Genomic DNA, 23525 nt, shown 5'->3' on the forward strand with positions numbered 1-23525 from the left:
GGCACCCATGGCAACGCTTGAAATCCGAGACCTGCACGTCACCGTCGAGGCCGACAACGCCACGAAGGAGATCCTCAAGGGCGTCGACCTCACCGTGAAGCAGGGCGAGACGCACGCCATCATGGGCCCCAACGGCTCCGGCAAGTCGACCCTCGCCTACTCCCTCGCGGGTCACCCGAAGTACACGATCACCGGCGGCACCGTCACCCTGGACGGCGAGGACGTCCTGGAGATGTCCGTCGACGAGCGCGCCCGGGCCGGCCTGTTCCTGGCGATGCAGTACCCGGTCGAGGTGCCCGGCGTCTCCGTCTCCAACTTCCTGCGCACCTCCGCCACCGCCATCCGCGGCGAGGCCCCGAAGCTGCGCACCTGGGTGAAGGAGGTCAAGGAGGCCATGCAGCGCCTCAACATGGACCCCTCCTTCGCCGAGCGCAACGTCAACGAGGGCTTCTCCGGCGGTGAGAAGAAGCGCCACGAGATTCTCCAGCTGGAGCTGCTCAGGCCGAAGGTCGCCATCCTGGACGAGACGGACTCCGGCCTGGACGTCGACGCGCTCCGCATCGTCTCCGAAGGCGTCAACCGTGTCCGCGAGACCGGCGAGGTCGGCACCCTGCTGATCACGCACTACACGCGCATCCTGCGCTACATCAAGCCCGACCACGTCCACGTGTTCGCCGGCGGCCGCATCGTGGAGTCCGGCGGCCCCGAGCTGGCGGACAAGCTGGAGAACGAGGGCTACGAGGCATACGTGAAGGGTGGCGCATCCGCGTGACACAGCTGCCGGGCCTCCTCGACACCGAGGCGATCCGCAAGGACTTCCCCGTTCTGGACCGAGTCGTCCACGACGGCAGGAAGCTCGTGTACCTGGACAACGCGGCGACCAGTCAGAAGCCGCGCCAGGTGCTGGACGCCCTGAGCGAGTACTACGAGCGCTACAACGCCAACGTCCACCGCGGTGTGCATGTGCTCGCCGAGGAGGCCACGGCGCTGTACGAGGGCGCGCGCGACAAGGTCGCGGCGTTCGTCAACGCGCCGAGCCGCGACGAGGTGATCTTCACCAAGAACGCCTCCGAGTCGCTCAACCTCGTGGCGAACATGCTGGGCTGGGCCGACGAGCCCTACCGGGTGGACGCCGACACCGAGATCGTCATCACGGAGATGGAGCACCACTCCAACATCGTGCCGTGGCAGCTGCTGGCGCAGCGCACCGGCGCGAAGCTGAAGTGGTTCGGCCTCACGGACGACGGCCGGCTGGACCTGTCGAACATCGACGAGATCATCACGGAGAAGACGAAGATCGTCTCCTTCGTGCTGGTGTCGAACATCCTGGGCACGGTCAACCCGGTCGAGACGATCATCCGGCGCGCCCAGGAGGTCGGCGCGCTGGTGTGCATCGACGCCTCCCAGGCCGCCCCGCACATGCCGCTGGACGTGCAGGCGCTCCAGGCCGACTTCGTGGCCTTCACCGGTCACAAGATGTGCGGCCCGACCGGCATCGGCGTGCTGTGGGGCCGCCAGGAGCTGCTGGAGGACCTGCCTCCGTTCCTCGGCGGCGGCGAGATGATCGAGACCGTCTCGATGCACTCCTCCACCTACGCTCCGGCCCCGCACAAGTTCGAGGCGGGCACGCCGCCGATCGCCCAGGCGGTCGGGCTCGGCGCGGCGATCGACTACCTGAACGCGATCGGCATGGACAAGATCCTCGCCCATGAGCACGCGCTGACCGAGTACGCGGTGCGGCGCCTGGCGGAGGTCCCGGACCTGAGGATCATCGGCCCGACGACGGCCGAGGACCGCGGTGCGGCGATCTCCTTCACCCTCGGGGACATCCATCCGCACGACGTGGGCCAGGTGCTGGACGAGCAGGGCATCGCGGTCCGGGTCGGCCACCACTGTGCCCGTCCGGTCTGCCTCCGCTACGGAATTCCGGCGACCACCCGAGCGTCGTTCTATCTGTACTCCTCGCCGGCCGAGATCGACGCTCTGGTCGACGGCCTGGAGCACGTACGGAACTTCTTCGGCTGAGAGGCGTGCTGACAAGGTGAAGCTGGACTCGATGTACCAGGACGTCATCCTGGACCACTACAAGAACCCGCACGGGCGTGGTCTCAGGGACGGCGACGCCGAGGTGCACCATGTGAACCCGACGTGCGGCGACGAGATCACCCTGCGCGTGAAGTACGACGGCACGAAGATCGAGGACGTGTCGTACGAGGGCCAGGGCTGCTCCATCAGCCAGGCCAGCGCGTCGGTCCTCAACGATCTGCTGGTCGGCAAGGACCTGGCCGAGGCTCAGCGGATCCAGGAGACCTTCCTGGAGCTGATGCAGTCCAAGGGCAGGATCGAGCCCGACGACGCGATGGAGGAGGTCCTGGAGGACGCGGTCGCGTTCGCCGGGGTCTCCAAGTACCCCGCGCGGGTCAAGTGCGCCCTCCTGAGCTGGATGGCGTGGAAGGACGCGACGGCCCAGGCGCTGGGCGGCGCCGACGCCGAAAGGAAGACGGCATGACCGACACCGCTGAGATGAAGCCGGCATCGGAGGAGGAACTCCGCGAGGCCCTGATGGACGTGGTCGACCCCGAGCTGGGCATCGACGTCGTCAACCTCGGCCTGATCTACGGCATCCACGTCGACGACGCCAACATCGCGACCGTCGACATGACCCTCACCTCCGCGGCCTGCCCGCTGACGGACGTGATCGAGGACCAGGCGAAGTCCGCGACCGACGGCCTGGTCAACGAGCTGCGCATCAACTGGGTCTGGATGCCGCCGTGGGGCCCCGACAAGATCACCGACGACGGCCGGGAACAGCTCCGCGCCCTGGGCTTCAACGTCTGACCGCAGAGCGTGCGTGAGGCGGCGGCACCCCCTTGGGTGCCGCCGCTTTCGCGTGCCTGCGCGGATCCCGTTCTGTACGTTCGCACCCATGGGATATCTGCTGCTCGCCGGTGCCATCGCCGCCGAGGTCACCGCCACCACGGCGATGAAGTACAGCGAGGGATTCAGCCGGCTGTGGCCCTCGGTCGTGACCGCGCTGGGATATGTCGTGTCGTTCGCGCTGCTCGCGCAGACGCTGAAGACCGTGCAGATCGGCACCGCCTACGCCATCTGGTCCGGGGTCGGCACCGCGGCCATCGCCCTCCTGGGGCTGCTGCTGTTCGGCGAGGGGCTGACCCTGACCAAGGTCGGCGGGATCCTGCTGATCATCGGAGGCGTGGTGGTGCTGAACCTGGGCGGGGCGGCGCACTGATGCCGCGCCGTCACGATCCCGGCCGCCGCAGCGGATCATCGGCGCGGCGGTCCGCGTGATCGGGCGGGACGGCATCGCCGGGCTGAGCCACCGCGGCGTCGCCGCCGAGGCGGACGTGCCGCTCGGCTCCCTCACGTACCACTTCGCCACCCTGGAAGAGCTGCTGGTGGCCGCGTTGCGGCAGGCCGGCGAGCGCGGCGGCGTGGAGCTGGGATACGAGCTGTACCCGGCCGCGCTGCGCCGTCGGAGTACGCCCGCACCCTGCCGGCTCGGCTGATCCCCTGAACCCGCGCCCGGCACGTGAGACGCGGTTCGCCCTCACCACCCCGCCCACGTTAGGTTTTCCTCCATGACCGAGTCTGCAACCCGTACCACCGGCGCCGTCGCCGCCGGCCTCGCCACGATCGCCTCCGACGGCACCGTTCTCGACACCTGGTTCCCGGCCCCCGAGCTGGTGGCGGAGCCGGGACCGGCTGGCACCGAGCGGCTGACCGCCGAGCGGGCGGCGGAGCTGCTCGGCGGCGGCGCGACCGCGGCGACCGGCCCGGACACCCGCCGGGGCGTCGAGGTCGTCGCGGTCCGCACGGTCATCGCCTCGCTGGACGACAAGCCGGTCGACGCGCACGACGTCTACCTGCGCCTGCACCTGCTCAGCCACCGGCTCGTGAAGCCGCACGGCCTCAGCCTGGAGGGCCAGTTCGGCTTCCTCGCCAACGTCGCCTGGACCTCGCTCGGCCCGGTCGCCGTGGACGACATCGAGAAGGTGCGCCTGAACGCCCGCGCCGAGGGCCTGCACCTCCAGGTGACCTCGATCGACAAGTTCCCGCGCATGACGGACTACGTCGTCCCCAAGGGCGTGCGCATCGCCGACGCCGACCGGGTCCGCCTCGGCGCCCACCTCGCCGCGGGCACCACGGTCATGCACGAGGGCTTCGTCAACTTCAACGCCGGCACGCTCGGCACCTCCATGGTCGAGGGCCGCATCTCCGCGGGCGTCGTGGTCGGCGACGGCTCGGACATCGGCGGCGGTGCCTCCACCATGGGCACCCTGTCCGGCGGCGGCAACGTGGTCATCTCCATCGGCGAGCGCTGCCTGATCGGTGCCGAGGCGGGCATCGGCATCGCCCTCGGCGACGAGTGCGTGGTCGAGGCCGGCCTCTACATCACCGCCGGCACCCGCGTCACCATGCCCGACGGCCAGATCGTCAAGGCCCGCGAGCTGAACGGCGCCTCGAACATCCTCTTCCGCCGCAACTCGGTCACCGGCGCGGTCGAGGCCCGCCCGAACAACGCGGTCTGGGGCGGCCTGAACGACATCCTGCACAGCCACAACTGACGTCCCGTCATGCCAGGCGCGGCGCCCTCCACCACGCGGTGGAGGGCGCCGCGGCATGTGGCGGGAGGTTTCCGCGGACGGCAGGCATAGCGGGAGGCCGGTACACGCGTCAGGAGGGGTGCGGGGCCGGGACACCGGACACGGCCCGGGGGAAAGAGAAGGTGACGATGGATGCCCAGGCGCAGGAGAGTTTCCGCCGGTTCGTGGCCGGCAGGTCGTCCGCGCTGCTGAGGACGGCCGTCCTGCTGACCGGCGGCGACCGGCACGCGGCCGAGGACCTGCTGCAGAACGCGCTGGTCAAGGCCGCCGGGCGATGGCAGCGGATCGACGAGCCGGAGGCGTACGTCCGGAGGATCCTTTACCGGCAGCAGATCAGCCGCTGGCGGCTGAAGTGGCGGCGGCGCGAGGTCACGGTCGCCGACCCGCCGGAGCCCGGCCACGCCCCGGACGCCGCCGGCGCCGCCGAACTGCGGCTGGTCCTGCGCACGGCGCTGTCCCGGCTGACCGCCCGTCAGCGCACCGTGCTCGTGCTGCGCTATGTCGAGGACCTGCCGGAGGCCGAGGTGGCCCGCATCCTGGGCTGCTCGGTGGGCACCGTACGGTCCACCACCCACCGCTCGCTGGCCCGCCTGCGGGAGCTGGCGCCCGAGCTGGCGGCCGTCGACCCGGGGCCGGGCCGGCCGGCCCCCGGCTTCTCGCCCGTGGAGGTGCGCTCGTGAACGTCGAGGAACTCGTCCGGCAGGCGCTGCGGGAGCAGGCCGACGGGCAGCCGCCGGCCCCGGCCGGATTCGCCGACCGGGTGCTCGCCGCGCGCCGGCGCCGCCGCCTGCGCGCGCTGGCGTCCGCCGCCGTGGCCACCGCCGCCGTGGTGGCGGTGGCCGTGGGGGTGCCGCCGCGGGACTCCGGCCACCACGACGACGTACGGCCCGCCCGCGCCGTGGACGACGGCGGGGACCGGGCCCATCCGGACCAGTCGCCGCCGCGCGAGCTGATCGCGGCCGGGCGGACGGCGATGGCCGCCTACTACACCCAGCGGATCGTGCCGCGGAGCGGGAAGAGGGCGGTCGTCCGGCGGACGTACTGGCTGGCGGACCGGAAGACCGGCCGGTACGAGAAGGACGACCGGTGGTCGTTCGTCGCCGTGGCCCCGGGGCTGCGGACGGCCGCCGTGCTGGAACGGACGCTGCCGGCCCGCCGGATCGGACTGCTCGACCTCGCGACGGGGGAGGTCGAGCGGTGGATCCCGGTCGCGCACGCAGTCGCCGGACTCGCCTTCTCGTGCGACGGCCGCAGGCTGGTCGCCACCACCTACAGCCAGAGTCCCGACCAGGTCACCGAGGTCACCGGCGAGGGGGCCGGCGGGACCGGCCGGGGGCCGTGGTGGGGGGCTCGGGTCCGCACCGGCTTCCAGGTCCTGGACGTGGCCTCCGGGCAGGGTGCCTGGCGGTCCGTGCCGCCCGGCCCGCACGACTTCAACCGCGAGGACTTCGCCTTCGGCCGCGCCGGAAACCTGGTGTACTCGCGGCTGGTCGGCGAGCGCGACGGCATGCAGCAGTTCTACGACCTCGCCGGCCGGAAGACCGATCCGCCGGCGAACGAGCGCCATCTGCGTTCCGACGTCGGCGCCCGGCTGTCCCCGGACGGCCGGCTCGCCGCCTGGGGCCTGGTCGCGGAGCCGCACGGCACGTCGTACTCCGCGATCCGCGATCCGCTGACCGGCGAGGAGGTCGCCCGGGCGCGCGGCGCGCAGCTGCTCGCCTGGGCGGACGACCGGCGGCTCATCGCCTGGGAGCGGGACCCGCACCGGGAGGAGTACCGCGACCGGCTGGTGCTGGTGACGGTCGGGGGCAAGGACGTCGTCCCGCTCAGCGGCTACCGCGCGCCGGACGCCGAGTACCCCACGCGGGCCTGGATCCCGGTGTTCGCCGAGCGGTGATCATCCCGCCCGCAGCGTCTCGTACCGGGCCAGCAGCCCGTCGGCCGTCTCCCGGCCGGCGGGCAGCAGCGGGGCGCGGACCGGACCGGCGGGCAGCCCGAGGCGGCCCAGCAGCGCCTTCGCGGTGACCGTGCCGGGCAGGCCCGCGCCCGTCATCGCCTCGGTCAACGGCGTGACGGCGAGCTGGAGTCGCCGCGCCCGCGCGGTGTCACCGGCGTCGAAGGCGGCCGGGATCGCGGCGATGTGCGCCGGTACGGCGTTCGCGACCGTGCTGACACAGCCCGCGGCGCCGACCGCGTACAGCGCCAGCACGTGTTCGTCGCAGCCCGCGTAGTACGCCAACCCGGTCTCGGCCAGCACCTTCTGGGTGCCGAGGAAGTCGTAGGAGCAGTCCTTGACGGCCGCGATCCGCGGGTGCTCCGCGAGCCGGATCAGCGTCTCCGGCTCGATCCGGGTGCCGGTGCGGCCCGGGATGTCGTACAGCATCAGCGGCAGCTCGCTCGCGTCGGCGACCGCGCGGAAGTGCGCGGCCACGGCCTCCTGCGGGGGCCGGCTGTAGTACGGCGTCACCACCAGCACGCCGTCCGCGCCCGCCTTGGCGGCGGCGAGGGCCAGCTCCACCGTGTGCCGGGTGTCGGCCGAGCCCACGCCCGCGACCAGCGCCGCCCGGTCGCCGACCGCCTCCCGCACGGCCGCGACCAGCCGGGTCTTCTCCTCGTCGGTGGTGGTGGGCGACTCGCCCGTGGTGCCGTTCAGGACCAGGCCGTCACAGCCCTGTGCCACCAGGTGCGCGGCCAGCCGCTGTGCGCCGTCCGGGTCGAGCGCGCCCGCCCCGGTGAACGGCGTGATCATCGCGCAGAGGGTGCGGCCGAAGGGCGGGGGCTTGCGGGTGCTCGTCATGGGAGTAGTGTCGGCGGCACATCGGTGAAGCACTACTTAATTCTTCTACGGCACATTGGTAAGCAGTGCTGAGAGGTCGGCTGCGGCTCCGCTGTGCCCGGCGGGTGCGGGTTGGCGGCCGGCACCGGGGCCGGCGTGCCCGAACCAGACGCTCGCGTAGCCCTGTTGCGGATGCATCTCGACTGGCGCGGCACCAACCCGGCCACCCCGGCGAGCCCGGGGCCGCAGGCGGCGGGCAGGGGTGAGGGGCCGCGCTGCGGGTACCCGGCCGGGAACGCGATCAGGGAAAGGGCAGACCGATGAGGCACAGGAACCCGCGCGGCTCGGGCGCCAAGGGCCCCGACGAGCTGCGCCGGCAGATCGAACAGACCCGGGGCCGGCTCGGCGGCACCGTCGGCCGGCTGAGGGGCCGCGCCGAATCTGACCGGCCGGGCCCGGACGCGGGCCGCGGACCTGAGGGACAAGGCCGGCGCCATGACCGTACAACTGCGCTCCGGCGCCGCCCACGCGGGACACGGAGCCCAGGACCGGACGGCCAGGGCCGGACACCTGGTGCAGGACCGGGCGGCCAGGGCGGGACACCTCGTGCAGGACCGGGCCGCCAAGGCGGGCGGCCGGGTGCAGGAAGGCGCGGCCAGGGCCGGCCGCCTGGTGCAGGAGCGGGCCGGGCACGGCGGGCACCTGCTGCGGGACCGGACGGCGCACGCCGGGCACACCGCGCGGCACGACCTGCGGCTGCCGCGACCGGTGCGCGGGACCGTGCGCGCCGCGCTGCGCCACCCCCGGCCGGCGATGCTCGCCGGCGCGCGGTCGGTGCCGCCCTCGTCGGCGCGGCCGTGGTCTGGCGCCGGGTCGACCGCGGCGGCCGGTGAGCCGCTGACACGGGCGCAGCCGCAGCACCTGCGGGTCGTGGTCGCTGATCTGGTCGTGGAACTCCGAGTTGATGTGCACGCTGTCGTAGTCGAAGTCACCGCCGCGGCGGATCGCCGGGCTGATCAGGATCTGGTCCAGGACCTGCTGGTTGCCCTGGTAGTCATAGGTGTAGCGCTCGCTCCTCGGCAGGGACTTGATCGCCGACCACAGCGCGCCGTCGTCCTCCAGGATCTTCGTGGTGCCGGAGAACTCGAAGTCGTTCATGTCGCCGAGCGCGATCACGTCCGCGTTCTTCTGCGCGGCCAGAATGTCCTTGACGAACGCGTTCACCGCGGTCGCCTGGGCGTGCCGCTGGATCTCCGAGCCGCGCACCGGGGGCTGGTACTGCGAGGTCAGAGCCTGGTCGCCGCCCTTGGAGTTCAGGTGGTTGGCGATCACGAACACGGTCTTGCCGCGGAAGACGAACTCGCCCGCGAGCGGCTTGCGGCTGTTGCTCCACGCCGCGTTCGCCGGGTCGATCCGGCCCGGCGACACCGTCAGCCGCGCCTTGCCGTGCACCTTGGCGACCCCGACCGCGGTGGTCGAGTCGCCGCCCGCGCGGTCCGTGAAGGAGACCCGCTCGGGGTTGAACAGGAACACCTGGCGGATGTTGCCGCCGGGCTCGCCGCCGTCCTGGCCGTCGACCGGGTTGACCGAACGCCAGTCGTACACCGGGCCGCCCGCCGCGGCGATGGCGTCGATCAGCTTGGTGACGGTGCGGTCCGCGTCGACCGTGCCGTCGTTCGTGGCGCCGTTGTTGTCCTGGATCTCCTCCAGGGACACGATGTCGGGGGACTGGAGGTGGCGCACGATCGCGGCGGCGTGCTGCTCGAAGGTGGCGTCCGACGGGTCGAGGTTCTCCACGTTGTACGTCGCCACCGCCAGCTCGCGGCCCGACTGCCGCCGCGTCGTCTCGCGCTCCAGGCCGCCGCTCCGCAGCGTGCCGAGGTCGCTCGCGACCAGCGTGTAACCGCCGTACTGGTTGAAGTCCAGCGGGCCGGTCGTCGTACCGGAGAGGGTGTCGCCGACGTCCGCCTTCGGGAAGTCGGCGGTGGAGCCCAGCGACTGGATCTGGAGCCGGCCGGTGTTCTGGGAGTCGTAGGAGCCGTAGACCGTGCCGCCGCGGCGGCTGCGGTGCTCCCACGGCTTCACCGTGACCCACAGCTCGCTGTGCGCGTCGGTCGCGGTGACCACGCGGGCGTCGGCGACCTGGACGTTCATGCCCTCCAGGGACTCGTAGTAGTCCAAGGCGTACGCCGACGGGTCCAGGGTGAGGCCGTTGACCGAGCCGGCCGCGGCGGTGTCGCCCTCGGGCGCGTACGCGTCCGGCACCGCGTCCTCGTCGATCACGGCCGGCGCCGGGACCGCGTTGCCGGTGGAGACGGTGGTGACCTGAGGCTTGGTGATCTCCGTCAGCGACTGGTTGCCGGAGGAGGCGCCGCCCGGGACGTACTCGGAGACCGTGCCCGTCACCGTCACCGCGTCGCCGACCGCGACCTTCGGCGTGGAGCTGGTGAAGACGAAGACACCCTCGCTGGTGGCCGGGTCGTCGTCCGGCGCCGCGTCCTGGAGCCAGAAGCCCCGGGAGGAGCCGTAGGCGCGCGTGGCCGTGACGATGCCGGGCACGTCCGTCACCTTCTGGCCGGCGTACGGCGATATCCGGGTCGTGCCCTGGATGTCGTGGACGCGCACCGAGTCGGCGTGCGCGGGGGAGGTGAGGACGACGGCGGACGCCGCGCCGCAGACGGCGGCGACGGTGAGCGCGGCGAGGCGCGCGGAAGACCTGCTCGGCAAGGGATTTCCTCCGGGACGTGCGTGGGCGCCGGGACGAGGACGGAACGGAAGACCGTGTGGGGCGCGTGGCCCTGTGTGACACGCGTAGAGCCGAGTGAACAGTTGTCCCCCTGCTTCTACGCGCGTCAATCTCCTGCCTGGCCCGGGAGTTGTCAAGGTTTCGGCCATGTACGCCTCCTTGCGCGGAGATGAACCGGGCGGCATGGGTGGAAATCCGTCTAGGCTGAGCGGCTGAGCCCGTTTCACGCTCCGAGGAGATCCAGCCGATGTCAGACAGCTCCCCCCTGCCGCCCGCGCGGCTGCACCCCGAAGCGGAGCTGGCGCGTGCCGCACTGTCCACCCCCTTGCTGTCCCGGGCCGCCCGCCTCGCCCGCTGGGCCGGGCCGGACACCCGGGTGGACGCCGGCGGCTCGCTGGCCGAGGAGCAGCTGCCGGCCGCCGCCGGGCTGCTCGGCCTGACCGGGGACGACGCCGCCGCCCACGCCGGTGAGGCCTGGCGGGTCGCCGTGGACGCGGGCCTGGTCGAGATCGTGGACGAGGCGGCCGGGACCGTCCGCACGGGGGAGAACCTGGCGCTGCTCACCGGCTCCCCGCGGGATGTGCTCGCGGTGTGGCTCACCGCGCTGGAGACCGTCGTCGCCGACGCGGCCGTCCCCGACCTGGACGACCTGGCCGACGCGATGGACGACGACGGCAAGGTCGATTTCTCGTCACTCGGCTGGGACCCGCGGGCCGAGGCGGACTTCCTGGACGGCGTCCTCGGCAACCTCTATCTGCTGACCGTCGGTGAGGACGGCCCCGACGAGGTCCCCGTCCCGCTGCCCGCCCTCGCCGCGTCGATGCTCGTGCCCGACGGCATGGGCGAGCCCACCAACGACGTCCTGGAACAGGTCTCCGACGCGATGATGCGGCTCGACGACCAGTTCCGCGCGCTGGAGCCGGCCGGACTCGTCGCCTACCAACCGGTGGACGAGGCGCTGATGGCCGACGCCGAGGAGGAGCCCGCGGCGCCCGTGGACGAGACCGACGTCTCCCGCTACGGCGTGGTCCGGCTCACCCCGCTCGGCGTGTACGGACTGCGGGCCCGGCTGCTGGAGGCCGGGTTCGAGGCGCCGGCCGTGGGCGACCTGGCCGACCAGGGCGCGGACGCGCTGCTCGACGGCACCGCCCGGTTCGGGCAGTCCGCCGCCCGCGCCGAGACCGAGCAGTGGCTCGCCCGCCGCGAACCGCTCGCCGGGGCCCGGGAGCTGCTGGCGGCGGCGCGCGGCACGGACGCCGGGGGCCCGCTGCGCCGGCTGCGCTGCCAGCAGGCGCTGTCGCTGGTGGGTGCCGAGGCCGAACCCGCGCTGCGGGAGGTGCTGGACGACCCCGAGCTGGGCGGGCTGGCCCGGGTGTGGCTGAGCGAGCGGGGCGCCGCGGGGGTGCCGGCGCCCTCCCAGGAGCTGGTGTTCTGGCTGACCGTCGACACGCTGGCCGCGCAGCTGGCGGCCGAGGGCAACTCCGAGGAACTGCGCGCGCTGGTGGAGGGGCTGGCCGCCCAGCACAGCGGGTTCTTCGCGGCGGCCTGGCGGGTGGACCACCCCGCCACCGCCGAGGTGCTGGACGCGATGGGCCGGCTGCACCCGGACAAGAAGGTGGCCAAGGAGGCCCGCAAGGCGGCGTTCAAGGCGCGGTCGCAACACGCGGGGTGAGCGCGGAGCGGGAGTGGTGACGGGCGCGGGCGGCCGGCGGGCCGCCGGTGCCCCGGGGCCATGGACCGTCGGCGTCCGGGCCGTGGGCCGCCGGTGCCCCGGACCCGGCCGGCGCACGCACCCGGCGTCAGGGCGCCGCGCCCCGGCCGGCTCTCCGGCGGGGCGGCGGTACCGGGAGCCTGGTCCGGCGTCCGGAGTCCGGCCGCCGGGCGTGGCGGGCCGGTCGGGCGGTTCCCCGCGCTCCTCAGGGACGCTGTCCGCCGTACCGGTTCCGATCCGGGCCGTGGTCCTGTACGTGGTCATGGGCTGTCGCATACGCATTCATGGAACAGGCGCCGCAGTGGTGGTCCGGCGTTCAACTCCTGTTCACGGATGGGCGGGAGCGTGGCGCCGAACCGAGGCCCCCCACCCTCCACGACACCGCAACCGTCGTCACAGGAGACACCATGTCGCTCACCCGCAGGGACTTCGCCAGGACATCCGCGCTCACCGGAGCCGGAGTCGCCCTGGCGGGCAGCGTCGGCGCCCTCGCCACCGCGCCGAACGCCCTTGCCGCCACGGAGACCGAGAGCGGCGAAGCCCTCTCGGCGCACGGGGGCCACCACGGCGCCGGCTACGGCCCGCTGCTCCCCGACCCGGACGGCATCCTCGCCCTGCCGGCCGGCTTCCGCTACGAGATCATCACCTACAGCGGCCGGACCCGCCTGGAGTCCGGCGAGTTCACCCCGTCCAACCACGACGGCACCGCCACCTTCGAGGGCCGGCGCGGCACCACCCTGCTCGTCAACAACCACGAGCTGGCCGGCGCCCGCGCCCAGTGGCCGCACCCGGTGCCGCTCACCGAGGGCCTGGTCTACGACCCGGCCGCGGCCGGCGGCTGCACGGTGGTCGAGGTCCGCCGGGGCGGCGAGGTCGCCGAATGGGTGGGCATCGCCGGCACCGCCACCAACTGCGCGGGCGGCAGCACCCCGTGGGGCACCTGGCTGACCTGCGAGGAGACCGAGGACAAGGCCGGGAAGAACGGTTTCACCAAGGACCACGGCTACGTCTTCGAGGTCGACCCGGAGGACCGCCGGGCCAACCGCGACCCCAAGCCGGTCAAGGCGTTCGGCCGCTACGCCCACGAGGCGGTCGTCATCGACCCCAGGCGGGGCCACGCCTATCTCACCGAGGACGCCTCCGGTCCCAACGGCCTGTTCTACCGCTGGGTCCCGCCGACCGGCTTCCGGCACGGCCGCGGCCGGCTGCGCACCCTCGCCGACGACGCGGGCACGCTCCAGGCGTTCAAGTGCTTCGACTCCGGCGGCCGGTTCGTGGACGACCTGTCCCGCGCCACGAGGACCGGCACCGTGTACGGCGTGGACTGGGTGGACGTCCCGGACCGGGACGCCCGGACCGTCTCGGTGCGCAAGCAGTTCACCGAGGGCCAGGTCACCCGCGCCCGCAAGCTGGAAGGCATGTGGTGGGCCGACGGCGGTGTCTACGTCGTCTCCTCCTTCGCCCGCCAGGAGAGCCCGGTCCAGCACGACGGCCAGGTCTGGTTCTACGACCCCAAGCGGCGCACCCTGACGCTGAAGGTGCTGCTCGGGGTGAACCCGGACCCGGCCGTCGACGGCGCCTTCGACGGCCCCGACAACATCACCGTCTCCCCTTACGGGGGCCTGGTCATCGCCGAGGACGGCGAGGGCGTCCAGCACCTGTTCGGCGCCACCGAGAGCGGCCGTACCTACCCGATCGCCCGCAACGAGCTGAACATCGGCACCGCGGAGGAGCCGGAGTACAGCGAGTTCACCGGCGTCACCTTCTCGCCCGACGGCCGGACCCTGTTCGCCAACATCCAGACGCCCGGCATCATGCTGGCCATCACCGGGCCCTGGAAGCGGCAGCGACGCTGATCCCTCGGGCTCGGGAGTCTTGGCCGTCGGCCTCGTACCGGGACAGGACGCGACCAGGGCCGTCGCGGACTTCTCGGATCGTTGAACGCCCGCTTCACCCACGGGAGTTCCGGCGTCCGCCGGTCAGTACCGTGGCCGCCACCAGCAGCGCGGTCAGCGTGAGCAGGGTGCCGGCGGCGAAGGCGTGGGCGGCGCCGTGGGTGAGGACGGCGTCCGGCGAGCCGGTGGTGTGCCGGGTCGCCGTGCCGTACGCCGTGACCAGGACGGACAGTCCGACGGTGCCGCCCAGCCACTGGAGGGTCTGCAGCAGGCCGGAGGCGGCGCCGGCCTGCCGCGGGGTCACGGCGGACAGGATCGTCGCGGTGAGCGGCATGAAGCTCAGGCCCATGCCCAGGCCGATCAGGGCCAGCGGGCCGAGCAGTCCGGCCGCGTAGCCGTCGCCGGGCGCCAGCAGGGCCAGCCGGCCGGTGCCGAGCGTGGCCAGGGACAGGCCGGTCAGCAGCACCGGTCTGGTGCCGAACCGGGCCAGCAGCCGGGGCACCAGCCGCACGGTCGTGAACATCACCAGGGTCAGCGGCAGGAAGGCGAAGCCCGCGCGCAACGGGCTGTAGCGCAGCACCTGCTGGGCGAACAGGGTGAGGAAGTAGAAGGCGCCGAACATGCCCGCGGGCAGCAGCAGGATGCTCGCGTACCCGCCGGCCCGGTCCCGGTCGGCGAACAGGGACAGCGGCAGCACGGGCTGGTCCGCCCGGGACTCCAGCAGCAGGAAGCCGGCGAGCAGGACGGCCGCGGCGGTGAAGCCGGCCAGCGCCCCGGGGTCGCTCCAGCGGCTCTCCGACACCCGGATGAACGCGTACACCAGCGAGGTCGTGCCGGCCGTTCCGGTGAGCGCCCCCGGCAGGTCGAGCCGGCCGGCGTGGCGCCCGGTCTCGGGGACGAAGCGGGGCAGCGCGAGGGCCAGCGCCAGACCGAGGGGGACGTTGATCAGCAGCGCCCAGCGCCAGGACGCCCACGAGGTGAGCATCCCGCCGAGGACCAGCCCGGCGGAACCGCCGATGCCGGCCATGGAGGAGTAGACGCTGAGCGCGCGGTGCCGGGGCGGGCCGTCGGGGAAGCCGGTGGTGATGAGGGCCAGGGTGCTCGGGGCGATCAGTGCGGCACCGACACCCTGGAGCGCCCGGGCGGCCAGCAGCAGGCCGCTGTCGGTGGCGAGGCCGCCGAGCAGGGACGACAGCGCGAACAGCAGGACACCGGCGGTCAGGGTGCGGCGGCGGCCGAGGAGGTCGCCGACCCGTCCGCCGAGCAGCAGCAGGCCGCCGAAGGCGAGGGTGTAGGCGTTGAGCACCCAGGACAGGCCGGTGGGGCTGAAGCCGAGGCCCCGCCGGATGTCCGGCAGCGCGACGTTGACGACGGTGGAGTCGACGCCGACCATCAAGTAGGCGGTGACGATGACGAGAAGGGTGGTGCCGAGGCGCGCGGGTGGCGCGGCGGCCGGTGCGGAGGCGGTGGCGGACGACGGTGCCGGTGTGGACGGGGTGGACATGCGGTCTCCCGGTCTGGGGTCCCCGGGCGCGCGGCTGCACGCGGGCAGGGACGAGCTGCCCACGGAGTACTACGGCGGTAAGCGGGGACTGTCTCCGTTTGGTGCTCGATAAGATACGGAGATGGTCCCCGGTTGGCAAGGAGTGAGTGGATGACGCAGGCCAGGCCCATGCGCGCGGACGCTCGGCGCAACTACGAGCGGTTGCTGAAGGTGGCGGCGGAGGCCTTCGCCGAGCATGGAGAGAACGCGTCACTCGACGACATCGCCAAGCGGGCGGGGGTCGGTTCGGGCACGCTCTACCGGCACTTCCCGACCCGGCAGGCGCTGCTGGAGGCGGCGTACGTGGACCGGATCGAGGCGCTCGGGGCGCGGGCCGACGAGCTGGCGAAGCGGCTGCCCGCGGGTGAGGCGCTCGCGGAGTGGCTGTACGAACTGGCCGTCGGCACGATCCAGGTGCGCGGAATGAAGGCGCTGCTCGGGTCGGCGGTGACGGACGGCGGCGCGGCGGCGCTGACGACGTGCGGCAACGTGGTGAAGGGGGCCGTGGCGCGGTTGGTGCTGGCGGCGCAGGCGGAGGGCGCGCTGCGCGAGGATGTGGAGCCGATCGAGGTGCTGCGGCTGGCGCACGGGGTGGCTTCGGCGGCGGAGCTGGCGGGGGCGGGTGAGACGGAGATCCGCCGCTATCTGGGTTTGCTGGAGCAGGGACTGCGGGGCGCCGGGGGGACGGGCCGCCACTGACCGGCCGAGCGCCCCTGCGCGACGAGGCTCGGGAGAGGCGCGACTGCCGGTGGCGCTGCCAGGGGCCTGGCGGCGGCGGGACGGGGTGCCGCCGCCGTCGGGCGGGCCGGGGTTACAGGGCCTTCGCGGCCGGGTCGACCATGTTGCGTACCGTGCGGGCCTTGACGAAGTCGCCCATCGCCGTCATGTCCCACTCGCCGGAGAACTGGCGGATGAGCTTGGCCATCATGACGCCCGTGCGGGGCTCCGCGGCGGTGAGGTCGAAGCGGACGAGTTCCTCGCCGCTGGCCGCGTCGATCAGGCGGCAGTACGCCTTGGCGACCTCCGTGAACTTCTGGCCGGAGAAGGAGTTCACGGTGAAGACCAGGCCGGTGACCTCCTGGGGCAGCCGGCCGAGGTCGACCGTGATGACCTCGTCGTCGCCGCCGCCCTCGCCGGTCAGATTGTCACCGGAGTGCCGGATCGCGCCGTTGAGGATGACCAGGTTGCCGAAGTAGCAGCTGTCGATGTGGTTGCGCTGCGGGCCGTAGGCGATGACCGAGGCGTCGAGGTCGATGTCCTTGCCCCGGAACGCCGGTTCCCAGCCGAGGCCCATCCGGACCTGGGACAGCATCGGCCGGCCGCCCTTGACCAGGGACACCGTCTGGTTCTTCTGGAGGCTGACCCGGCCCTTGTCCAGGTTGATCTTCCCGGCGCCCGGCACCGGGGCGGGCGGCGGGGCCACCGGCTGCGGCGGGACGTCCGGGGCGGCGGCCGGCTGCGGCGGGGCCACGGGGGCGGCCGGAGCCGGCGCGGCCGCGGCCGGTTCCTCCACCGTCACACCGAAGTCGGTCGCGATGCCCGCGAGCCCGTCGGCGTACCCCTGGCCGACCGCCCGCGCCTTCCACTGGCCGCCCCGGCGGTAGATCTCGACGATCACCAGCGCGGTCTCGGTGCCGAGCCGCGGCGGCGTGAACGTCGCCAGCACGGCCCCGCCGTCCGCGTCCCGGATCGTGGCCGTCGGCTCGATGCCCTGGAAGGTCTGGCCGGCCGCGTCCGGGCTGGCGGTGACGACGATCTTCTCGATCTGGGGCGGGACGGCGGCGGTGTCCACCGTGACCGCGTCCGGAGCCGTGCCGCCGCCCGAGCGGTAGGTCACGCCGGGACCGCTCGGCTGGTTGTAGAAGATGAAGTCGTCGTCGGAACGCACCTTGCCGTCGCCGGTGAGCAGCAGGCCCGACACGTCGAGCCGCACCGGGGCGGAGACGTCCACCGTCACGCGCGCGGTCGGCAGAGGGATGTTCGAGCCTGGGGTCATAGCTGTCATGCCGGGTGAACGAACGACACCGCTTTACCGTTCCCTTACCGGCCGGAACCCGCCGAACGGACTACGGCACCACCACGATCTTCCGTCCCACGCCCGCCGCGAACTGCTCCAGCGCCTGCGGGTAGCGCTCCAGCGGGACGCGGTCGCTGATGAACACCTCCGGGTCCAGCACCCCGTTCGCGAACAGCTCCGCCGCCCGTTCGAAGCTGTGCAGCACGGCCATGGAACCGGTGATCGTGATCTCCTGGTTGTAGATCCGGTACGGGTCGATGGTCACGCGGGCCGCGTAGTCCGCCACGCCGAACTGGAGGAACGTGCCCGCCTTCGCCACCCGGTCCAGGCCGTCCTGGATCGCCGCCGCGTTGCCGGTCGCGTCCACGACCACGTCCCAGCCCCGCGGCCGGTCCAGTTCGTCCGCGCTGCCCGCCGCGGCGGAGACGCCGAGCCGGCGGGCGGTCTCCAGGCGGGCCGGGTTCACGTCGACCACGTCCACGCTCGCCGCGCCGGTCCGCTTGGCCAGCTCCAGCATCATCAGGCCCATCGTCCCGGAGCCGTAGATCAGCACGTGCGCGCCGAGGCGGGCGCGGAGCACGTCGTAGCCGCGTACCGCGCAGGACAGGGGCTCCACCAGGGCCGCGTCCTCGGTGCGCACGTGCTCGGGCAGCCGTACGCAGTTCGCGACGGGGGCGACGGCGTACCGGGCCGCGCCGCCCGCCGTCGTCACGCCGATCGCCGCCCAGCGTTCGCAGAGATTGTTGTGGCCCGTACGGCAGTAGCGGCACTCGTGGCAGTACAGGGAGGGATCGACCGCGACCCGGTCGCCGGCCGCCACCTCCGTGACCCGGGTGCCGACCGCGACCACCTCGCCGGCGAACTCGTGCCCCGGCACGATCGGCAGCTTCGGCGCGAACTCGCCCTGGAGGATGTGCAGGTCCGTGCCGCACAGGCCGCAGGCGGCGACCTCGACGACGACCTCGCGCGGCCCCGGCGTGGGGTCGGGGACCTCGGTGACGACGGCGCGGCCCACGGACTCGATGACGGCGGCCTTCATTTCACGGCTCCCAACGACAGGCCCTGGACCAGCTTGTCCTGGGCGGCGAACCCCGCGGCGAGCACCGGCAGGGAGATGACGAGCGACGCGGCGCACACCTTCGCCAGGAACAGGCCCTGGCTGGTGATGAAGCCGGTCAGGAAGACGGGGGCGGTCTCGGCGACCACGCCCGTCAGGACCCGGGCGAAGAGCAGTTCGTTCCAGCTGAAGATGAAGCAGATCAGGGCCGTGGCGGCGATGCCGGGCAGGGCGATGGGGGCCACCACGCGGGTGAGGACGACCGGGAGGCGGGCGCCGTCCACCCGGGCCGCCTCGATGACCGCGACCGGCACCTCGGCGAGGAAGGACTGCATCATCCACACCGCGATCGGCAGGTTCATCGAGGTGTAGAGGACGACCAGCAGCCAGATGTTGTCGAGCAGGCCGGCGTTCCTGGCGAAGAGGTACAGGGGCAGCAGGCCCGCCACCGCCGGCAGCATCTTCGTCGACAGGAAGAAGAACAGCACGTCCGTCCACTTCCGCACCGGCCGGATGGACAGCGCGTAGGCGGCCGGAAGGGCGAGCAGCAGGACGAGGAGCGTGGAGGCGACCGAGGCCACCGCGGAGTTGGCCAGCGCGGGCCAGGGGCTCGCCCCGCCGCCGCTGCCGAAGAACTCGCGGTAGCCGTCCAGGGTCAGGGCGGCGGTGAAGGACGGCGGGTTCGTCGCCGCGTCCGTCTCCGAGTGGAAGGACGTCAGCGCCATCCAGGCGATGGGCAGGAAGAACACGATCCCGGCGAGCCAGGCCAGCAGGCCCGGACCGTGGCGCCGTAGGGCCCTCATGCGCGGGACACCTCCTCGCGGAACAGGGACGACACCACGCGCAGCGCGAACGTGGCGATGACGAGGGAACCGATGACGACGAGGACGCCCGCGGCGGAGGCGAGCCCGTTCTCGTGGGCCTGGTAGAAGCTCTGGTACACGGTGTAGGGCAGGTTGGCGGTGCCGAGGCCGCCGGAGGTGATCGTGAACACCGCGTCGAAGTTCTGCACGATGTAGATCGAGCCCAGCAGGGCGCCGAGTTCGAGGTAGCGGCGCAGATGCGGCAGTGTGAGGTGGACGAAGATCTGCCAGTCGCCCGCGCCGTCCACCCGGGCCGCCTCGATCTGCTGCTGGTCCCGGCTCTGCAGTCCGGCCAGCAGGATCAGCATCATGAACGGCGTCCACTGCCACACCAGGGAGGCCTCGACGGCGAGCAGCGGCGTGCGGGACACCCAGTCCGGCTGTGGGCCGCCCACATAGTGCGACAACCCGTTCAAGAGGCCGTATTCGGGGTTGTAGAGCACATGCTTCCAGAGCAGGGCCGCGGCCACCGGCACCACCAGGAACGGCGCGATGAGCAGGGTGCGCACGATGCCCCGGCCGCGGAACCTGCGGTCCAGCAGCAGCGCCAGCACCAGTCCCAGAACCAGGCTGGCCAGCACCACCGCCGCGGTGAGCAGCACGGTCGTCCACACCGAGTGGCGCAGGTCCGCGTCGGTCAGCACCTGGCGGTAGTTGTCCAGGCCGGTGAAGCGGCGCGCCTTCGGATAGAGGGCGTTCCAGTCGAAGAACGAGATCACCAGCGTGGCCACGAACGGCAGCTGGGTCACGGCGATCAGGAAGACGAGGGCCGGCAGCAGCGGAGCCCGGGTGGCCCAGGCGCGCAGCCGGGCGGAGGGCCGGCGCGCGGCGCGCGCCGGGGTGCGGGTCAGGGGAGCGGTCGTCGCGGTCATCGTCCCTCGTACTCCTCGGAGATCCGTTCGGCGAGCCGCTGGGACTTGCGCAGGGCCGAGGCGACGGACTGGCGTCCGGCGATGGCCGCGCTGATCTCCTGGGAGACCTTGGTGCCCAGATCGGTGAACTCGGGGATGCCGACGAACTGGATGCCGGGCGCGGGGCGCGGCTGGACGCCGGGGTCGTTCGGGCGGCTGCTCTCGATGGCCTTCCTGGTCATCTCCTGGAAGGCGGCGGCGGAGGCGCGGTAGTCGGCGTCGGCGTACGTCGAGGCCCGTTTGCCCGCGGGGACGTTCGCCCAGCCGCTGGTCTCGCCGACCAGCCGTTCGTAGCCCTTGCCGGACGCCCAGGACACGAACTTCCAGGCCTTGTCCGGGTTGCGGGAGGAGTGCTGGATGCCCCAGGCCCAGGTGTAGAGCCAGCCGGAGGACTCGGTGCGCTCCACGGGCGCGGGCGCGTAGCCGAGCCTGCCGCGGACCGGGGAGCCCTTCGCCTCCAGCAGGCCGGCCGCGGAGGTGGCGTCGTACCACATGGCGGTCTTGCCCTGGGTCATGTTGTTCAGGCACTCGGCGAAGCCGGACTGGGCGGCGCCGGACTCGCCGTGCCGGCGGACCAGGCCGACGTAGAACTTGGTCGCCTTCTCGAAGGCGGGGGAGTCGAGCCGGGCCGTCCAGTCCTTGTCGAACCAGGTGCCCCCGAAGGTGTTCACGACGGTGGTGAGCGGTGCCATCAGCTCGCCCCAGCCGGGCAGTCCGCGCAGGCAGATGCCCCGCATGCCGGGCCGGGCGCCGTCCGCCTTCGCGGCCAGGTCGGCGACCTGCCGCCAGGTGGGGCGGGCGGGCATCGTCAGGCCCTTCGCGGCGAACACGTCCTTGCGGTACATGAGGAAGGACGACTCGCCGTAGAAGGGCTGCCCGTACAGCTTGCCGTCGGTGCCGGTGAGGGCCTCGCGCATGGGCCGCAGGATGTCGGGTTGGTCGTACGACGGGTCCTTCGCCACGTAGGAGTCCAGCGCGTGCAGCCAGCCGTTGCGGGCGTAGATCGGTATCTCGTAGTTGGACAGGGTGGCCACGTCGTACTGGCCGGCCTGGTTGGCGAAGTCCTGGCTGATCTTGTCGCGGACGTCGTTCTCCGGCAGGACCGTGAAGTTGACCTTGATGCCGGTGTCCCGGGTGAAGTGGGCGGCGGTCAGCTTCCGCAACTCGGTCATCTGCGGGTTGTTGACCATCAGGACGTTGATGGCGTCGCCGCCGGAACCGGACCCGCCCGCACCGGCCCAGCAGCCGGACAGCAGCGGGGCGAGCAGCGTCCCGGCGGCGGCCGCGGCGAGCGCGGCTCGCGGCCTCCGTCGGCTCGGGGTACGCATGGATCGCTCCTGGAGATATGGGGAGATAAGGGGCGTCGAAGGGTGTGCCGGGGCTCTGGAGGGAGGAAGGGCGGGCCGGGTGGTCAGACCCGGATGACCTGGGGACCCAGCAGGGAGTAGCGGTGGGCCTCGGCGGACGGCAGGAGGGTGCTGGTCACGATGGCCTCCAGCGTGCCGACCTCCGCGAAGCGGCAGAAGCTGACCGCGCCGAACTTGCTGTGCACGCCCGCGAAGACCGTGCGGCGGGCGGCCCGCACGGCCTGCGCCTTCACCTCGCTGACCGCCGGGTCGGGGGTGGTCAGGCCGTACTCGCGGGAAATGCCGTTGGCCCCGATGTAGGCGAGGTCGATCACGAAGCCGGCCAGCATCTTCGTCGTCCAGTGGTCGACGGTGGCCAGCGTGCCCGGACGGACCCGGCCGCCGAGCAGCAGCACGGACACCTGGTCGGCCTCCGCGAGGGCGCCCGCGACCGGCAGGGAGGCGGTGACGACGGTCAGCGGGCGGTCCCGGGGCAGTGCCTCGGCGATGAGCCGCGGCGTGAAGCCCTCGTCGACGAAGACCGTCTCGGCCTCCCCGAGCAGCCCGGCCGCCGCGGTGGCGATCCGGCGCTTCTCGGGCACCCGGCTGGTGGCGCGGAAGGCCAGCGTCGTCTCGAAGCCGGCGCTCTCCACCGGATAGGCGCCGCCGTGGGTGCGGCGGACCAGGCCGTGGTCCTCCAGCGCGCGCAGGTCGCGCCGGATGGTCTCCTTGGCCACGCCGAGTTCGGCGGCGAGGGCGGTGACGTCGACCGAGCCGGCGGCGCGTGCGACGCGCACGATCTCCCGTCGGCGTGCCTCCGCGGTCCAGGCGTCCATGTCGTCACCCGCTTCCCTGGGGAACTGCCCGTTCGGGCCCATGGGGGAAGTTCTACCGTCGGTGCGCGGCGCTGACCAGGTCTGTCGCGGGCCCGATCCTGCCCGTTCGGGCCCGCTTCGCACGGGGCGTGCCCGCGGCGGACCTGCGCGGCCGTCCGGCGCGGGGTGGGTTCGGGCACGGCGGATGCCCGGATACGGCGGCGGGCGGGCCCGTTCGGTGCCCGCCCGCGCGCGTGGACGTTCGTTTCCGGCCGCCGGTGAGTCACCCGGGGGCCGGCCGGGGTTCAGTATGGCCAGATCGGCGGGTCGTTCACGAAGTGCCCGCCCAGGTGGCTGTGGGCCGGGTTCCCGGGGTCGAGTTCGCCCTGCTCGGCGATCAGCTTCGGCGCGTACGGCTCGGAGTCGTCCCGGGGTTCGTAGCCGAGCGCCCGCGCGCTGCTCAGGTCCCACCACAGGCGGGTGTTGGCGGAGGAGCCGTAGACCACCGTGTGGCCGACCTCCTCGGCGGTCAGGGCCGCGTGGAAGAGGCGGGCGCCGTCGGCGGGGCTCATCCACACCGAGAGCATGCGCACGCTGGTGGGCTCGGGGAAGCAGGAGCCGATGCGCACGGAGACGGTCTCCAGGCCGTGCTTGTCCCAGTAGAACTGGGCCAGGTCCTCGCCGAAGGACTTCGACAGGCCGTAGAAGGTGTCCGGACGGCGCGGGGTGTCGACGGGGATCAGCGGCTCGCCCGCGCGCGGGGCCGGGGTGAAGCCGACGGCGTGGTTGGAGGAGGCGAAGACGATCCGCCGCACGCCTTCCTCGCGCGCGGCCTCGTACAGGTTGTACGTGCCCTCGATGTTCGACCTGAGGATCTTCTCGAAAGGCGCCTCCAGGGAGATGCCCGCGAGGTGCAGGACGGCGTCCACGCCCCGCACCGCCTCGCGCAGCGCGTCCTTGTCGGCGAGGTCGGCGGTGACGGCGTCCGGCTCGCCGTCGACGGGCCGGACGTCGAACAGGCGCAGCGTGTAGCCGTACTCCGGCAGCAAAGACCGCATCAGGGTGCCGAGCCCGCCGGCGGCGCCGGTGAGCAGGACGGTGCGGGGAGCGGGCATCCTTCGATCTCCTTGGTGTCCGGGAGCCGGTGTCCTCAACGGCCGCATGCATGGACAGGATTCACAAGCGTGGACACGCTAGGGAGCGGCGCCGTATCTCGTCAA

Annotated in this window: 21 protein-coding genes and 2 pseudogenes; 13 read left to right on the forward strand and 10 right to left on the reverse strand. The window is 72.7% G+C overall.

The window, feature by feature from the left end; genetic code table 11:
* Positions 1 to 7 precede the first annotated feature (7 nt).
* From sufC to SCK26_RS28360, 9 genes and pseudogenes are all read left to right on the forward strand, one after another.
* Positions 8 to 772 carry a Fe-S cluster assembly ATPase SufC gene (gene sufC, locus SCK26_RS28320; RefSeq protein WP_318204162.1) on the forward strand — a complete coding sequence of 255 codons (765 nt, stop codon included), beginning with the start codon at positions 8 to 10 and terminating at the stop codon, positions 770 to 772.
* Entirely contained in the window at positions 769 to 2025 is a 1257-nt protein-coding gene (locus SCK26_RS28325; protein WP_318204163.1) for a cysteine desulfurase, read from the forward strand. The genes sufC and SCK26_RS28325 overlap by 4 nt, the downstream gene beginning before the upstream one ends.
* A gap of 16 nt (positions 2026 to 2041) precedes the next feature.
* Positions 2042 to 2509, forward strand: a complete 468-nt coding sequence (gene sufU / locus SCK26_RS28330; protein ID WP_318204164.1) for a Fe-S cluster assembly sulfur transfer protein SufU — start codon at positions 2042 to 2044, stop codon at positions 2507 to 2509.
* A complete protein-coding gene (locus tag SCK26_RS28335) occupies positions 2506 to 2838 on the forward strand; it encodes a metal-sulfur cluster assembly factor (RefSeq protein WP_190018343.1) in 333 nt (110 codons plus the stop codon). The genes sufU and SCK26_RS28335 overlap by 4 nt, the downstream gene beginning before the upstream one ends.
* An 88-nt stretch (positions 2839 to 2926) precedes the next feature.
* Positions 2927 to 3250, forward strand: a complete 324-nt coding sequence (locus SCK26_RS28340) for a multidrug efflux SMR transporter (protein WP_318204165.1) — start codon at positions 2927 to 2929, stop codon at positions 3248 to 3250.
* Positions 3250 to 3494 (forward strand): annotated as a pseudogene (locus SCK26_RS28345) (TetR/AcrR family transcriptional regulator); the annotation flags it as partial. The gene SCK26_RS28340 and the pseudogene SCK26_RS28345, both read left to right, overlap by 1 nt.
* A 105-nt stretch (positions 3495 to 3599) precedes the next feature.
* On the forward strand, positions 3600 to 4586 hold the full coding sequence (gene dapD, locus SCK26_RS28350; RefSeq protein WP_318204166.1) for a 2,3,4,5-tetrahydropyridine-2,6-dicarboxylate N-succinyltransferase: 987 nt from the start codon (positions 3600 to 3602) through the stop codon (positions 4584 to 4586).
* A gap of 167 nt (positions 4587 to 4753) precedes the next feature.
* Complete coding sequence (locus SCK26_RS28355) at positions 4754 to 5305, forward strand: SigE family RNA polymerase sigma factor (RefSeq protein ID WP_318204167.1); 552 nt, start codon at positions 4754 to 4756, stop codon at positions 5303 to 5305.
* Positions 5302 to 6522: a WD40 repeat domain-containing protein gene (locus SCK26_RS28360; RefSeq protein WP_318204168.1), complete on the forward strand. Its 1221-nt coding sequence runs from the start codon at positions 5302 to 5304 to the stop codon at positions 6520 to 6522. The genes SCK26_RS28355 and SCK26_RS28360 overlap by 4 nt, the downstream gene beginning before the upstream one ends.
* On the opposite strand, the gene dapA is transcribed toward SCK26_RS28360, so the two are convergent.
* Positions 6523 to 7422, reverse strand: a complete 900-nt coding sequence (gene dapA, locus SCK26_RS28365; protein ID WP_318204169.1) for a 4-hydroxy-tetrahydrodipicolinate synthase — start codon at positions 7420 to 7422, stop codon at positions 6523 to 6525.
* A gap of 299 nt (positions 7423 to 7721) precedes the next feature.
* Here dapA and SCK26_RS28370 point away from each other — a divergent pair, with 299 nt between their 5' ends.
* Positions 7722 to 8294 carry a DUF3618 domain-containing protein gene (locus tag SCK26_RS28370; RefSeq protein ID WP_318206115.1) on the forward strand — a complete coding sequence of 191 codons (573 nt, stop codon included), beginning with the start codon at positions 7722 to 7724 and terminating at the stop codon, positions 8292 to 8294.
* A 10-nt stretch (positions 8295 to 8304) separates the two neighbouring features.
* Here SCK26_RS28370 and SCK26_RS28375 read toward each other — a convergent pair.
* Positions 8305 to 10128, reverse strand: a pseudogene (locus SCK26_RS28375) (endonuclease/exonuclease/phosphatase family protein); the annotation flags it as partial.
* A gap of 266 nt (positions 10129 to 10394) precedes the next feature.
* Between SCK26_RS28375 and SCK26_RS28380 the strand changes: the two are divergent.
* Positions 10395 to 11819 (forward strand): hypothetical protein, encoded by a 1425-nt coding sequence (locus tag SCK26_RS28380; protein ID WP_318204170.1) that lies wholly within the window; start codon positions 10395 to 10397, stop codon positions 11817 to 11819.
* Between the two features lie 446 nt (positions 11820 to 12265).
* Positions 12266 to 13714, forward strand: a complete 1449-nt coding sequence (locus tag SCK26_RS28385) for an alkaline phosphatase PhoX (RefSeq protein ID WP_318204171.1) — start codon at positions 12266 to 12268, stop codon at positions 13712 to 13714.
* A gap of 94 nt (positions 13715 to 13808) precedes the next feature.
* Here SCK26_RS28385 and SCK26_RS28390 read toward each other — a convergent pair whose 3' ends face one another.
* Positions 13809 to 15257 carry an MFS transporter gene (locus SCK26_RS28390; RefSeq protein ID WP_318204172.1) on the reverse strand — a complete coding sequence of 483 codons (1449 nt, stop codon included), beginning with the start codon at positions 15255 to 15257 and terminating at the stop codon, positions 13809 to 13811.
* A 150-nt stretch (positions 15258 to 15407) separates the two neighbouring features.
* Here SCK26_RS28390 and SCK26_RS28395 point away from each other — a divergent pair, with 150 nt between their 5' ends.
* Positions 15408 to 15995 (forward strand): helix-turn-helix domain-containing protein, encoded by a 588-nt coding sequence (locus tag SCK26_RS28395; protein WP_318204173.1) that lies wholly within the window; start codon positions 15408 to 15410, stop codon positions 15993 to 15995.
* Between the two features lie 112 nt (positions 15996 to 16107).
* On the opposite strand, the gene SCK26_RS28400 is transcribed toward SCK26_RS28395, so the two are convergent.
* The 7 genes from SCK26_RS28400 to SCK26_RS28430 all read right to left on the reverse strand — a co-directional run bounded on the left by SCK26_RS28400 (position 16108) and on the right by SCK26_RS28430 (position 23420).
* Positions 16108 to 17292 carry a TerD family protein gene (locus SCK26_RS28400; RefSeq protein WP_318204174.1) on the reverse strand — a complete coding sequence of 395 codons (1185 nt, stop codon included), beginning with the start codon at positions 17290 to 17292 and terminating at the stop codon, positions 16108 to 16110.
* A gap of 70 nt (positions 17293 to 17362) precedes the next feature.
* On the reverse strand, positions 17363 to 18352 hold the full coding sequence (locus SCK26_RS28405) for a zinc-dependent alcohol dehydrogenase family protein (protein WP_318204175.1): 990 nt from the start codon (positions 18350 to 18352) through the stop codon (positions 17363 to 17365).
* On the reverse strand, positions 18349 to 19173 hold the full coding sequence (locus tag SCK26_RS28410; protein ID WP_318204176.1) for a carbohydrate ABC transporter permease: 825 nt from the start codon (positions 19171 to 19173) through the stop codon (positions 18349 to 18351). Before SCK26_RS28410 ends, SCK26_RS28405 begins: the two co-directional genes overlap by 4 nt.
* Positions 19170 to 20105 carry a sugar ABC transporter permease gene (locus tag SCK26_RS28415; protein WP_318204177.1) on the reverse strand — a complete coding sequence of 312 codons (936 nt, stop codon included), beginning with the start codon at positions 20103 to 20105 and terminating at the stop codon, positions 19170 to 19172. The genes SCK26_RS28410 and SCK26_RS28415 overlap by 4 nt, the downstream gene beginning before the upstream one ends.
* A complete protein-coding gene (locus tag SCK26_RS28420) occupies positions 20102 to 21472 on the reverse strand; it encodes a sugar ABC transporter substrate-binding protein (protein WP_318204178.1) in 1371 nt (456 codons plus the stop codon). The genes SCK26_RS28415 and SCK26_RS28420 overlap by 4 nt, the downstream gene beginning before the upstream one ends.
* An 83-nt stretch (positions 21473 to 21555) precedes the next feature.
* Positions 21556 to 22326: a DeoR/GlpR family DNA-binding transcription regulator gene (locus SCK26_RS28425; protein WP_318206116.1), complete on the reverse strand. Its 771-nt coding sequence runs from the start codon at positions 22324 to 22326 to the stop codon at positions 21556 to 21558.
* 284 nt (positions 22327 to 22610) lie between these two features.
* On the reverse strand, positions 22611 to 23420 hold the full coding sequence (locus tag SCK26_RS28430) for an NAD(P)-dependent oxidoreductase (protein WP_318204179.1): 810 nt from the start codon (positions 23418 to 23420) through the stop codon (positions 22611 to 22613).
* Positions 23421 to 23525: the final 105 nt, after the last annotated feature.

The sequence above is a fragment of the Streptomyces sp. SCL15-4 genome (assembly GCF_033366695.1).
In the GTDB taxonomy this organism is placed as follows: domain Bacteria; phylum Actinomycetota; class Actinomycetes; order Streptomycetales; family Streptomycetaceae; genus Streptomyces.